The sequence below is a fragment of the Hymenobacter lucidus genome (genome assembly GCF_020447265.1).
Lineage (GTDB): Bacteria > Bacteroidota > Bacteroidia > Cytophagales > Hymenobacteraceae > Hymenobacter > Hymenobacter lucidus.
The window spans coordinates 21,671-34,971 of sequence record NZ_JAJADR010000016.1 but is presented as its reverse complement, the minus strand read 5'-3'; the positions used below and the strand labels follow the sequence as shown (position 1 = coordinate 34,971).

11 protein-coding genes are annotated in these 13,301 nt (G+C 59.9%); 3 read left to right on the top strand and 8 right to left on the bottom strand.

Going from position 1 to position 13,301, the window contains the following annotated elements:
• Positions 1 to 157 precede the first annotated feature (157 nt).
• The 3 genes from LGH74_RS24610 to LGH74_RS24600 all read left to right on the top strand — a co-directional run bounded on the left by LGH74_RS24610 (position 158) and on the right by LGH74_RS24600 (position 4,105).
• Positions 158 to 1,828: a DEAD/DEAH box helicase gene (locus tag LGH74_RS24610; protein WP_431357461.1), complete on the top strand. Its 1,671-nt coding sequence runs from the start codon at positions 158 to 160 to the stop codon at positions 1,826 to 1,828.
• A 529-nt stretch (positions 1,829 to 2,357) separates the two neighbouring features.
• On the top strand, positions 2,358 to 3,518 hold the full coding sequence (locus LGH74_RS24605; RefSeq protein WP_226180822.1) for a zinc-dependent alcohol dehydrogenase: 1,161 nt from the start codon (positions 2,358 to 2,360) through the stop codon (positions 3,516 to 3,518).
• A gap of 11 nt (positions 3,519 to 3,529) precedes the next feature.
• Positions 3,530 to 4,105, top strand: a complete 576-nt coding sequence (locus LGH74_RS24600; protein WP_348533010.1) for a hypothetical protein — start codon at positions 3,530 to 3,532, stop codon at positions 4,103 to 4,105.
• Positions 4,106 to 4,528: 423 nt separating this feature from the next.
• Here LGH74_RS24600 and LGH74_RS24595 read toward each other — a convergent pair whose 3' ends face one another.
• The 8 genes from LGH74_RS24595 to argS form a co-directional block, all read right to left on the bottom strand.
• On the bottom strand, positions 4,529 to 7,051 hold the full coding sequence (locus tag LGH74_RS24595; protein WP_226180820.1) for a DUF5686 and carboxypeptidase-like regulatory domain-containing protein: 2,523 nt from the start codon (positions 7,049 to 7,051) through the stop codon (positions 4,529 to 4,531).
• 138 nt (positions 7,052 to 7,189) lie between these two features.
• Entirely contained in the window at positions 7,190 to 7,324 is a 135-nt protein-coding gene (locus LGH74_RS25000) for a hypothetical protein (protein ID WP_262904773.1), read from the bottom strand.
• Between the two features lie 225 nt (positions 7,325 to 7,549).
• Entirely contained in the window at positions 7,550 to 8,149 is a 600-nt protein-coding gene (locus tag LGH74_RS24590; RefSeq protein ID WP_226180818.1) for a glutathione peroxidase, read from the bottom strand.
• 175 nt (positions 8,150 to 8,324) lie between these two features.
• A complete protein-coding gene (locus LGH74_RS24585) occupies positions 8,325 to 8,891 on the bottom strand; it encodes a hypothetical protein (RefSeq protein ID WP_226180817.1) in 567 nt (188 codons plus the stop codon).
• A 28-nt stretch (positions 8,892 to 8,919) separates the two neighbouring features.
• The gene (locus tag LGH74_RS24580; RefSeq protein WP_226180815.1) at positions 8,920 to 9,876 is read right to left on the bottom strand and encodes a 1,4-dihydroxy-2-naphthoate polyprenyltransferase; all 957 of its coding nucleotides are present in this window, start codon (positions 9,874 to 9,876) and stop codon (positions 8,920 to 8,922) included.
• Positions 9,877 to 10,010: 134 nt separating this feature from the next.
• Positions 10,011 to 10,610, bottom strand: a complete 600-nt coding sequence (locus tag LGH74_RS24575; RefSeq protein ID WP_226180813.1) for a glutathione peroxidase — start codon at positions 10,608 to 10,610, stop codon at positions 10,011 to 10,013.
• Between the two features lie 115 nt (positions 10,611 to 10,725).
• Positions 10,726 to 11,307, bottom strand: coding sequence for an LOG family protein (locus LGH74_RS24570; protein WP_226180811.1), 582 nt, complete (start codon positions 11,305 to 11,307; stop codon positions 10,726 to 10,728).
• A gap of 71 nt (positions 11,308 to 11,378) precedes the next feature.
• Entirely contained in the window at positions 11,379 to 13,172 is a 1,794-nt protein-coding gene (argS, locus tag LGH74_RS24565) for an arginine--tRNA ligase (RefSeq protein ID WP_226180809.1), read from the bottom strand.
• Positions 13,173 to 13,301: the final 129 nt, after the last annotated feature.

The window sequence follows — 13,301 nt, the reverse complement described above, 5'->3', positions numbered from 1 at the left end:
GTCATGCGAAGCAAAGCTACCGGCTTTTGACTATTGCCGCCAGCCGAATTCTACCTGAACAGCAGGCCTCGGAAAACCTGTATATTTACTCCCAAATCAAGCGGTTCGCTGGCCGAAAAACAGGGTCAGCCTTTTCTCACTATTACTTCGCTGTACCTTGAAGTTTACCGATTTTAATCTCCACGACGACCTGCTGGCCGGCGTAGATGCCATGAATTACCTGAATGCCACGCCCATTCAGGAACAGGCTATTCCTAAAATTATCGAGGGCAAAGACCTGATTGCCTGCGCCCAGACCGGCACCGGCAAGACGGCCGCCTACCTGCTGCCGCTGCTCGACAAGATTTCGCACGCCAAGCACGGCAATACCTCCACCCTGATTCTGGTGCCCACCCGTGAGCTGGCCACCCAAATCGACGAGCAGGTAACGGGCTTTGGCTACTTCGTGGAAGCAAGCAGCATTGCCATCTACGGCGGCGGCAAGAGCGAGAACTGGGAGCAGCAGAAGCGCGCCCTCACCTCGGGTGCCGATATCATCATTGCTACCCCCGGCCGCCTCATCGCGCACTTGCAGATGGGCTACGTCAAGTTCGACCAGATCAAGTACCTCGTGCTCGATGAGGCCGACAAGATGATGGACATGGGCTTCTCGGACGACATCCTGAATATTGTGCGCCAGCTGCCCAAGGAGCGGCAGACGCTGCTGTTCTCGGCCACGATGCCCAACAAGATCCGCGACTTTTCGAAGCAGATTCTCAAGGACCCCGAGGAAATCCGGCTGGCCGTATCCAAGCCCGCCGCCGGCATCGACCAGCAGTTCTACATGGCTTTCGACCGCCAGAAGATCTACTTGCTCGAGCATATCATCAAAACCCAGGAAGTGCAGAGCATGGTGCTCTTCACGAGCCAGAAAGCAGCTGTAGCGGGCATCGTGCGCGCTATCAACAAGCTGGGCTATGTGGCGCAGGGCATCAGCTCCGACCGCACCCAGGAAGAGCGCGAGCAGATCATGCGCGACTTCAAAAACAAGCAGTTTCCGATTCTGGTGGCTACCGACGTGCTCAGCCGCGGCATTGATATCGACTCGCTGAGCCACGTGGTGAACTACGATATTCCCCGGGCCGCCGAGGATTACGTGCACCGCATCGGCCGTACCGCCCGCGCCGCTACCAAAGGCACGGCCATCACCTTCATTGCCGACCAGGATCAGGACCGCGTTATCAAGATTGAAAAGCTGATCGAGCGCGAAATCGAGAAGCTCAACATCACCGAAAGCCTCGGCCTGGGCGAAGCGCCCGAATTTGACCCCAAGCGCTTCAGCGGCCTGGGTGGCAAAATAGGCGGCCGGCCCGAGCGGGGTGGTCGCTCCGGCGGTGGCAGCCGGGGCCCGCGCCCCGAAGGCGGCCAGCCCCGCAGCGAAGGGGGCCGCCCGCCCCGCCGCGACGCTCCCGACCCAAAAGACCCGCGCCACAAGGAACGCATTGCCAACGCTCAGGCGGCCCTGGCGGCCATTGATGCCGGCCACGCGCCGGCCGTGCCTTACCAGCGCCCACCCCGCCCCGAAGGGGAAGCCCGCCCGCCGCGTGAGCCCCGGGAACCGCGTGCTCCTCGTCCTGAAGGCGAAGCTCGCCCTCCCCGGGAGCCCCGCGCCCCACGCCCCGAAGGAGAAGCCCGCCCACCCCGCGAACCACGCGCCGAAGGTGAGGCCGGAAACGACAAGCCTCGCCGTAAGCGGGGCGGCCGCAACCGCGGCGGCCGGGGCCCACGCCCGGAAGGCTCGTCGGAAGCAACGCCCCAGGCAGCCCCGGCCGCTCCCAGCGCCGAGTAGATTTTAGCAACAAAAAGGCCCTGACTGCTCCTTGTCCTTACCCAAACTTTAAAAGCGTTTCAGCCATAAGCTGAAACGCTTTTTTATTATTGTTGGTGACCTCTCAAAAAACGGAATGCATAGCACGATGAGCGATACTCGCCGCTCTTTCAATGAAAATGACCGTTTTACTGTACTGGTATTGCCAACAGCTTCTGCCAGCATAAAGCAAGAGGAATTGTAACGGGTCTTTGCCATTTCCTCTTTTTGAGTAAGTCGTAAGACCGGTCATAACGCCGAAGATTCCGTATAAAACGCCCAGAAATCAGTGTTTTTCGGTTATCCCTTCCCCCAGTCCGCACGTACAAAAAGTTTCTACCGGTAGTTGACGCTCTGCGCCCCTTCGGGGGAGAATCGCCTCGGCCTTCTGCTTCATTCATCTCGGAGGGTTTCGTCCTATTCGGAGCGGGCAGAAGAATTCGTTGTGCTGGGTGAGCCCTGCGGGTTCACCGCCTGCCTTTTCTCAACCTCCTCTTAACCTTGTTGGTCTATGTTAGCGATGAATTTTCGCGGGCCCTACCGTGTCCGCGCGGACCGCAACCGGCCCGACCCCGAAATTAAACACCCCAACGACGCCATTGTGCGCGTCACCCGCTCCCTGATTTGCGGGTCGGACCTGCACCTCTACCACGGCATGGTCCCCGACACGCGCGTGGGGATGACCTTCGGCCACGAATTTACCGGCGTGGTGGAAGCCGTCGGCTCCGGCGTGCAAAAGCTCAAAGTGGGCGACCATGTGCTGGTGCCCTTCAACATTGCCTGCGGCACCTGCCCGTTTTGCAAGCAGGAGCTCTACGGCAACTGCCACGAAGCCAACCCGGAAGCGACGGCCGTCGGGGGCTTCTTTGGCTACGCCCACATCGGCGGGGGCTACGACGGCGGGCAGGCCGAATACGTGCGGGTGCCCTACGCCGACGTGAGCCCGACCGTGATTCCGGAAGGCATGGACATCGAAGACGCCGTGATGCTGACCGACGTGACTCCCACGGGCTACCAGGCCGCCGAACAGGGCGGCATCCAGCCCGGCGACACGGTGGTGGTATTCGGGGCCGGTCCCGTGGGCATCATGGCCGCCCGCTGCTCCTGGCTGTTCGGCGCCGGGCGCGTCATTATCATCGACCACTTGGATTACCGGCTGGAATTTGCCCGTAACTACGCCAAGTGCGAGGCCTATAACTTCAAGGACATGGACGACCCGGTGGTGTTCCTCAAGAAAGCCACCGACTGGTATGGGGCCGACGTTTGCATCGACGCCGTGGGCTGCGAAGCCTCCGGCGACGCCCTGCAAACCATTCTGGGGAAACAGCTCCTGTTTGAAGCCGGCACGGCGACGGCCCTGCACTGGGCCATCAACTCGGTGAAAAAAGGGGGCATCGTGTCGGTTATCGGCGTGTACGGCCCGCCCTGGAACCTGGTGCCCATGGGCAGCCTGATGAACAAGGGCATCACCCTGCGCGGCAATCAGGCCTCGGTGAAACGCTTGTTACCCAAGCTGATTGACCACGTGATGAGCGGCCGGCTCAACCCCAAAGGCCTCATCACGCACCGCGTCCCGCTGGAAGAAGTACCCGATGCCTACCACATGTTTTCAGCCAAACGCGACAACATCATCAAACCCTTGCTAATCCCGCCGCGGGCGTACGCGGCTTAACTCTCCCCGATATGGCAACGAACGTGCAAACGCGCCCGGCCCGCAGAGCAATGGCTGGCCCGACGCAATCAGACCGCCAAATCGCCGCCCAGCCCAAGGACCTCCCCGGCTGGGGCATGGACGCGGACCCGGAAAACGACCCGACCTACCCCATGAAGCACGCCAATGGGGCCGACCATCAGCGGCTTGATTACGAAAAGGCCCCGCAACAGCCGCTGGACATGGAAATCCTGCATTCCATTGAGCGGCCGAACGTCACGCGGGTGTTTGGGACCTCCACGCCGCCCAAGGGCCTGAGCGGGGCCATCCGCCGGTATGCCTACAAGTTCAGCGAGGCCACGGCCACGCACTGGATGACGCTGATTCTGGCCGACCGCGTGAACGTGTATGAGGGCATCATCGAAGACCTCGCCCACGGCATCATTCCCAACCTGTGGGTGGAGCGGGGCTGGCGGGCCGAGTGGAAGGTAAATCGCGCCGGCATGATCCAGAAAATGGCCGTGGGCGCGCTGGCGGTAACCGGCGCGGTGATGCTCATATCCCGCAGAAACGGCAAAAAAGCCCGGATGTCCGCCCGCTACCGCTAAGAAGCGGATGGCGTAATAGGGTTGCGGGCGACCATGCAGAAGCGGCGAGCGACAGCTCCCCCTTTATGGGGAAGCAGCTCCAATTTTAAACGTTCCTCTTTCTGCACTACTGTCTATCCACGTCTTCTGGCATGGCAAAATGCCCTACAGACCACCAGATTGAGTTCAAGAAACTCGTTCACTTTTCAACGTTCAGGAAACTCAGAGTGGTGATGAGTTTCCTGAACTCCTGGCTTTTCGGAAGATTTGAGTCATCACAAGGAATGCCCAGGGGATTTCTTCTTGCGGATCGGTGAAAAGATTCCGCCTGTCATTCCGGATTGTAGAACGCCTTCCCGAGGCTTCAGCAGGGCATTCCGCGTTTTGCAATGCCCTGCTGAAGCCTCGGGAAGGCGTTCTAGATTTTGGAATACGCCGCTGAAGCTACAGCTTGAACTGAGCACAGACTTTCACGCCGAAGTTGCGGGCACCGGGTAGGTCGCGGTAGGTGAGGCGGTGCAGGAAATCGACGCGGATAAACTTCAGGATGTTTTCGACGCCGTAGCCCATTTCCACGTAGGGCGCGCTGCCCAGGCCGCGGTAAGTGGGCACGAGTTGGCCGGCGGCGTCCACGTCGGGGGTGGTGCGGCGGTTGGCGTCGCGCAGGCTGCCGTAGAGCACATTGCCCGAGGCTACCAGACGCCAGTCGAGCTTTTTGAGCAGCGGCACCGAGTTGATTAGCAGCCCTTCGAAGTAGTGTTCGGCGTGCAGTGAGGCGTACCGGTCACTCACAAATTCGAAGTACCCCATCAGGTTGTAGGCGTTGGAGGTATAAATCGGCGACTCGTTGCCCAGGTGAGCCTTCAGCACCGGATACGGCACCGTGCTGGGTATGTAGCCCGCGTCGAGGGTGTATTCGGTGCGGCCGAGCTGGCCCAGGGGCAGGCTGTGGGTGAGGGCAAAATTGAATTTGTGGTACTTAAAGTCGCTGCCCAGCACGTCGTTCAGGCCCAGCGTGTAGCGGGCCGTAAATACCGGCCACTTCCGAATACCGACGGCCGTGCGGTGGTTCTGATTCTGAATCTGCACCTCGTCGGGGGCGTAGCGCGACTCAAAGACCACCTCCGAGAGCTGAAACCGGTGGGCCGTGGGCGACTCGGGCGTTTGGGCGGGGCTGGTGTAGTAGGCGAAGTTGTAGAGCGGGTCGAAGCGCTGATGGCGGAGCGTGACCTTCTGGGTGAAGTTGTGAAACAGGTCCGTTTGGGCCGTCACGCTGGTTACTTCGCGCCACAGGGGCAGCAGGGGCTTAATGTTGCCGAAGCGGGCCGCCACCTCAAACAAGGGGCTTTCCAGCGCAATATCGTTGTCGAGCAAAGCCACCAAATCTAGGTCGTAGCTGTGCTTAAGGCTGACCACCGTCCAGTTACGGCGGTTCAGAATCCGGTCGGCGGAAAGGCCATACTTGAATTCCCCGTCGCGGGTGCCGTAGGCCAGGTAGCCTTGCGCCAGCCAGTCGGGGCTCAGGTTGGGGGTACTGCGCAAACCCAGGCGCAGGCGGTTGCCCTCCACGTTGTTCCAGTTGTAGCTGTAGGCCACCGGCCCTAGCTCCACCAGCTCCCGCTTGCCCAGGGGCTGATAGCCATTCACCACTAGGTCGGCTATTTCCAAAAACGTGCGTACCGAGGGCAGCTTGCCCACCGAGTCGAGCACGGTGAGGGTGCGGGTTTCCTGGGCGGAGAGCGTATCAGGACGGTTTTGGGCCCAGAAGCCGGCGGGTACTTTCAGCGCGTCGGCGGCGGTAGCCAGGGGCTGGTCGTAGAAGGCTAGCTCATGGGGCTGCTGGGCCAGGAAGTTGCTGTTGATGGTAATGAAGCGCACTAGCAGGCCGGTTTGCTTGGGCGTGGGCTTGAGCCCCACTACTACCTGCGTGCGGCTGGGCAGCCAGGGGCCGGCCGTAGTGGGAGCCAGATCCTGCAGAATCCGGATCTGATCCACGAAGTTGATATTGGCCTTGGGGTCCACGGTCAGGTCGAGGCGGCGCAGAGCGTAGGTGCCGGTCGTAATCCAGATGCGACCAGTGAAAGCCAGGTCCTGGGCCCGGCGCGGAAACACCTTGAGCTGGTAGCAGCGGTCCTGCCCCACCATCACCGAGTCTTCCAGGTCGTAGTCGTAGGTGATGCGCCAGCCGTCGGCAATGGGCGAAATGAAATCCTTACCCATCACGACCTGCCAGTTGGGGTAGAAATCGTAGTCCTGAAACGAGGAGCCCAGCAGCTGGGAAAGCACCGTACCATCGCGCGGGGCCGCGCCATAGAGCTGCGAGTGGCGGATTTCCTCCCGCTCCCGGTTGGGCCGGTGCCGCACGTAGTAGCGCGACACTACCTCGGAGCCAAACACCGGCACCGTGGGCTTGCCCTGGGCATTCCGTTCCATCTCCCCCACCGAGCCGGCCAGCGCCGTCATGTCGCGGATAACCTTACGCCGGGCCAGCCGGTCGGTAATGTCGGAGAGTGAAGCCTCGATGCGGTTGTAGCTGTCGAACTCGAAGGCATCGAGGCGGGCTTTGTCGTTTTGACGCTTGTGCTGCTGCACCTTGCGCAGAATGGCAAAGGCGGGGTTTTCGGTGGAGCGAATCACGACTTCGCCCAGCGACACGGCCGACGATACCAGGGCCAGGTTCACCGTTTGCTCGAGCTGCCGGCTCACGGCGCGGCTGCGGGGCCGGTAGCCCATGGCCGAGGCCGAAACCGAGTCGATGAACTGGGTAGCGGTGAGCGTGTAGCGGCCGTTGTCGTCGGCAGTGGTGCCCAGCGTAGTGCCTTTCACGAAAATAGAAGCGAAGGGCACAGGCTGACCCGAAGCTGCTTCCGTAACGCGGCCGGTAATGACAATACGCTGCGCCAGGCCCGCCATGGGGCTGGTGAGGGTGCTCAACACGAAGAGGAGCAGCGAGTAATAAAGCTTCATGAAATAGCGAAAAACAGCGGCCTTCAGGCCAGATGGCCCACCTGATTCGGGGGCGGAAGCCTGGCAATTGTCAAGCTCAGGAGCCGCAACGGGACCGGGCGGTTGCACCGGAAACCTATTGAGCGTTAGCAGACTGTACTAATCGGCCAGCAACTGAATCAGAGGCGTAAAAAAGATGGAGAGAAACACGAACCCCAGTAGGCCCGCATAAAAGAACAGCGGATAGAAAGAGGTGGGATTGAAATCGGGGCGAGGGGTAGTGGCACGGCGCATAGCACAGCTCCTGGAAAGAGAATGAGCCGCCGGAAGAGTTTTTAGAGTAATTGCCACCGCAAAGATAGCCCGGAAAAACCCTATTAGCAGCAAAAAAAGACAATACCACGAACTGTCGGCCGGCTATGCAAGGCACAACCAGGCCGCCAACCGCAGGCAGCAGGATACACAGGGTGGGAATACGGGGAGAGAGGGAGCGGAACCGTGGGCCAGCGGGCCGAAAGGCTAGGCTTTCGACGGGTGGATGCGGCTGGTAATGGTGGCACTTAGGGGCGAAACCGCCGGGCCGAAGTAATGAGTCAGGTTACCGTCTTCACTGACGAGGTATTTAGAGAAGTTCCAGTCGGGAGCCTGTTCGTTCCAGCCATTCTGGCGAGCTTCCGATAACCACCGGTAAACCGGGTTTTGCGCCGCTTGTTTTACTACGACGCTCTTTTTCATCAGGGGAAACGACACGCCGAAATTGACCTGGCAAAACTCCTGAATGGCGTGGTCGTTGTCCTTTTCCTGCTCCTTGAAGTCGTTGGCCGGAAAGCCCAGAATCACCAGCTCGTCGGCAAACTGCTCCGAAAGCTGCTGCAGCTCCTGGTACTGGTTGGTATAGCCGCAGTTGGAAGCCGTGTTTACGAGCAGCACCTTCTTGCCCTTGAGCTGACTGAAATCGAGCGGCTGACCGGTGTTGAGCTGGCCGCTGAGGCTATGAAACGACGTGGCCGGCGCGGCGGTCTGCTTGTTTTCCAGCACTTTCCCCTTGCTGCCCGACTTGCTGAGCCGCATGATGAGCGGATACAAAGCTTTCAGGAATTTTTGGCGAAATGAAGCCATAGGTTGGACTTTAAAAGTATAGCGCGGCAAAGCAACCCCTGGGAATTTGCTAGACCGGTGAGTATTTTCTCAACGAGGTGCTGCTACAACTCCCGGCCGCCGGCATTGTTCAGCCAGCATCCGAAATAGCCGAGCGGCAGCCCGTTCTTCCGGGGAAGACGAATGAGCGGCGGCTTTACTTTATCCGTTCGGTCAATAATTTTTGCGCCGCTTCAACCGCGTTGCTGACCAGCTTTTTTTCTTCGACAATCAGGCGTAGCCTTTCGATAGAATACGCTTGGAATTTCTGCTCAAACTGCTCAACCTCCTCTTCCCTGATACGCCGGGCTTTTGCTGAATCCGGTTTCACCGCTGTAAGCTCCACAACCTTCTTATTTGCTCTTTCCCGATTAATTATATAGTAAGCAACCACAAATACCAACGCCACGAGCTGCAACGAAATACTGGCTTCACCGAAGCCCATCCCAATACCAAAGCTACTTGGCAGGTAGTTAGATATTCCGCTTAGCCAGAGCCCGAGCAACAGCAGAACCGCGTACTTGAAATAGGCTTTTTGTATCCAATACAGTCCGAGCGTGAGCGTCAGCACGACGAAGCCTATGCAATGATGTACGTCGAAGCTGCGGGCATACTCTGTGCCATCTACATACAGTGGCTGGCTCAGCACAACGTAGACTGTGTACAGACAACAGGCCGCTAATACCAGCAGTGGTATCAGGTTCATATCCCAGCGCTTTGCCATCGTTCACAGAGTATTAGATTACTGAACTCTACAGCACCTGCCCCAGCCCAAACAGCAGCGTAAACGCCAGGGTGCTCATGGCCATCTGCTTGAGCAGCGGGTCGAGCTGCATCGACTCCTGCCGCTGGCTTACCTGCCGGCCGTTGAAGAAAAACAGCGGGGCGGCGAGCAGAAACAGCCACTCCCAGGGCGAGTATTGAGCAGTATTATAGCGAAGGGCCACGTACAGTACGGCGCAACCGAAGCCCAGCAGCAGCAGCAGCCAGTGGTAGCGCCGGGCCCGCGCCGGCCCCAGCCGCACTGGAATTGTGATTTTGCCGGCCAGCTCGTCGGAGCGAATGTCACGGATGTTGTTCACGTTCAGCACGGCCGTGGCAAAGCAGCCCAGGGCAGCGGCGGGCAACAACACTGCCAGCGGCAGCTGCCGCGTCTGCAGGTAGTAGGTGCCGCACACGCCCACCAGGCCGAAGAAAATGAACACCGACACGTCGCCGAGGCCCGCGTAGCCGTAGGGCTTCGAGCCGGCCGTATAGTTGACGGCCGCCCAGATGGCCGACAAGCCCAGCACCAGAAACGAGAGGAACACCCACAGGCCCGACAAGCCCAGCGCCACCCACAGCAACGCAATACCCGCCCCGAACGACAGCGCACCAAACAGCACCATGGCCTTTTTCATCTGGGCCGGGGTAATGGCTCCCGACTGCACCGCCCGCTGCGGTCCCTCCCGATGCACGCTGTCGGCCCCGTTCTGGGAGTCGCCGTAGTCGTTGGCGAGGTTGCTCAGAATCTGGAGCAGAATGGTGGTAAGAGCTGCCAGGCCCACTACCGCACCCCGAAACTGACCGTTGGCCGCCGCCAGAAAGCCGCCCATCATGATGCTGGCCAGAGCCAGCGGCAGCGTGCGGGGCCGGAACGCCGAAATCCAGGCTTTAGCGGGGCTGACGGGTGCAGCAGCGGAGTTGGAAGCAGGTGCAGAAGAAGCCATAACAACACAAAAGAACGTCATGCTGAGCTTGTCAGAGCATCTCGCGGGCAATGGTAAAATCATTTACTACTGCGGGAGAGATGCTTCGACAAGCTCAACATGACGGTCGAAAAACGCAAAGAAATATCCTCAGATTACTTCAGAATAGCCGCTACCAGCTCGTCGCTCATCGGCTTCACCTTCGACTTGTAGAAGCCCACTACGTGGCCCTGCTCATCAACCAGGTACTTGCAAAAATTCCAGTCGGGAGCTTCACCGACGATGCCGTTCCTGGCTTTATCGGCCAGAAACTGGTAAAGCGGGGCCGTGTCGTCGCCCTTCACCGAAATTTTGGCGAACATGGGGAAGGTCACGCCGTAGTTTTTCTCGCAGAAAGTGGCAATCTGCTCATTGGTGCCGGGCTCCTGGCCGCCGAAATTGTTGGCCGGAAAGCCTAGTACTACCACCCGGTCGCCGTGCTTTTTGTGCAGCTCTTCCAGCTCCTTGTACTGGGGCGTGTAGCCGCACTCCGAGGCCACGTTCACCAGCAGCAGCTTTTTGCCTTTAAACTGGCTGAGCTGCACCTGCTTACCGTCGATGGTTTGCACGCTGAAGTCGTATACGGAGCCGCGGGCGGTGGTTTCGGAGGCAGTGGTGGTCGTCATGGCAGCAGAAGTTGAGGGAGTAGTAGTCGTGTTGGAGGATAAACCGCAAGCCGCCAACGCGCCGAGCAGGAGTACAAGCACAGATTTCATAGGATGAGGTAAAGGCAGCAAAACCGGTGCAGCAATAACACCAGCGTAACCACCGGTTCAGAGGCAATGTTTCCGGCCGGCAAGGTAGTCGTTTGCGCCGGGTCGGGGGCAGACTTTACGTGCGCGGCACGGTGAGCCACTTCTCCAGGTCGGTGGGCACGTAGGCCAACATCTTGTCGACGAGGCCGGCGGGCGAGGCATCCTGTTGCAGCTGGGCGCGGTTTTCGGGGCGCAGAAACCCCTCCTCCACCATCTTGTCGAGAAACTGCAGCTGGTGGTTGTAGAAGCCGCCTACGTTCAGCACGCCGCTGGGCTTTTTGTGCAGCCCCAGCTGGCCCCAGGTCAGCACCTCAAACAGCTCTTCGAGCGTGCCGAAGCCGCCGGGCATAGCAATGAACCCCTCGGCCAGGTCGGCCATCAGCAGCTTCCGCTCGTGCATGCTTTTCACGATGTGCAGCTCGGTGAGGCCGGTGTGGGCCAGCTCCTTGTCGGCCAGAAAGTCGGGAATGACGCCGATGCTCTTGCCACCGCCGCGCATCACGCTGTCGGCCACGGCGCCCATCAGGCCCACCCGGCCGCCGCCGTACACCAGTGTAATGCCGCGCTTCACCAGCTCCTGGCCCATGGCGTCGGCCTGCTGGCGGTATACTTCATCGAATCCGGGGCTGGCCCCACAATACACGGCAACGCTTTTCATATCGGTGGTTGTTGTTAAATCATCTTGCAGCAAAACGCCCCTCCTATTGCAAAGAGGGGCGTTACTGGTTTCTACATCCGCTCGGGCACCTCGATGCCGAGCAGCTGCATGCTGGCCTTGATGGCACGGCCCGTCTGGGCCGACAGCGCCACGCGGAAGGCCCGCTTGGCCTCGTCGGGCTCCTGCAGCACCTGCACCTCGGCGTAGAAACGGTTGTAAGCTTTGGCCAGATCGTAGGCGTACTGGGCTACAATGGCGGGCGAGAAGGTACGGGCGGCTTCCGTTACCACGTTGGCGTAGCGGGCCAGCTCCTCAATCATCTCCCGCTCCGACTTCTGCAAATCACCAAGATTCAGGAAATCGGCCTTTTCGCTGATACCCAGTTGCTGGGCCTTGCGGCGCAGCTGGGCAATACGGGCGTGGGAGTACTGAATGAACGGCCCCGTGTGCCCTTCCAGGCTCACCGACTCCTCGGGGTTGAAGAGCATCCGCTTCTTGGGGTCTACTTTCAGCAGGTAGTACTTCAGCGCGCCCAGGCCCAGGGTGTGGAACAGCTGCGCCTGCTCGTCGTCGGTCAGGCCCTCGATTTTGCCTTTTTCCAGCGTGGCTACTTTCGCCGCTTCTACCACTTCGCGCACCAGCTCGTCAGCGTCTACTACCGTGCCTTCCCGGCTCTTCATCTTGCCCGAAGGCAAATCGACCATGCCGTAGCTGAGGTGATGAATGGCGTCGGCGTAGGGCTTATCGAGCTTTTTGAGCACGGCCTTGAGCACCTGCATGTGGTAGTTCTGCTCGTCGGCAATGACGTACACGCTCAAATCGTAGCCGAAATCCTGGTACTTGAGCTCGGCCGTGCCCAAATCCTGGGTGATGTAGACCGAGGTGCCGTCGGCGCGGAGCAGCAGCTTTTCGTCGAGGCCCTCTTCCTTGAGGTCGACCCACACCGAGCCGTTTTCCTTCCGGAAGAACACGCCCTTCTGCAGGCCTTCCTCCACCCGCTCCTTACCCAGCAGGTACGTGCCCGATTCGTAATAATACTGGTCGAAGTCGACGCCGATGGTCTTGTAGGTTTCATCGAAGCCCTCGTACACCCAGCCGTTCATCTGCTTCCAGAGAGTAATAACTTCCTCGTCGCCCTGCTCCCACTTTTGCAGCATGGTTTGGGCATCGAGCATCAGCGGGGCCTGCTTCTTGGCAATATCCGTGGCCACGCCCTCGGCTTCGAGCTGCTTGATCTGCTCCCGGTAATGCTTCTCAAACAGCACGTAGTACTTACCCGCCAGATGGTCGCCCTTGATGCCGGCGCTCTGCGGAGTTTCGCCGTTGCCGTACTGCCGGTAAGCCAGCATCGACTTGCAGATGTGAATACCCCGGTCGTTGACCAGGTTGGCCTTCGTCACGGTAGCGCCGGTGGCCTTCAGAATTTCGGCCACGGAGTAGCCCAGGAAGTTGTTGCGCAAATGGCCCAGGTGCAGGGGCTTGTTGGTATTCGGCGACGAATACTCTACCACCACATCCTGGGGGCCGCCGGTGAGTACCGGCGTGCCGTCGGGCTGCTGCACCAGGCCCTGGAACAGGCGCAGCCATTCCCGGTCGGCCACTTCCAGGTTCAGAAAGCCCTTCACTACGTTGAAGCCGCTGATGCGCACCTCGTGGGCGCTCAGCCACTCGCCCAGGGCCTGCCCGATCTGCTCGGGACCTTTGCCCAGGGCTTTGGTGAGCGAGAAGGTTACGAGGGTGAAAGAGCCGGCGAATTCCTTGCGCGTGGGCTGAATCACGAGCTGGTCGGCGGCCACCGTAACGCCAAAAGCCTGCTGTATAGCCGCGCTCAGCGCCGCTCTGATATCCTGTTCGAGTTGTTGCACGGGGTGCTGGGTTAATAGGAGCCCCGCCGTGGGCTCCGGGAAAAGCGGCGGGAAATACTAAGGCAAAAGTAGCGGAAGCCGCGCCGGGTTCAAACAGGAACCTGCGGCGCGGCTTCGGCGGTGCTTACC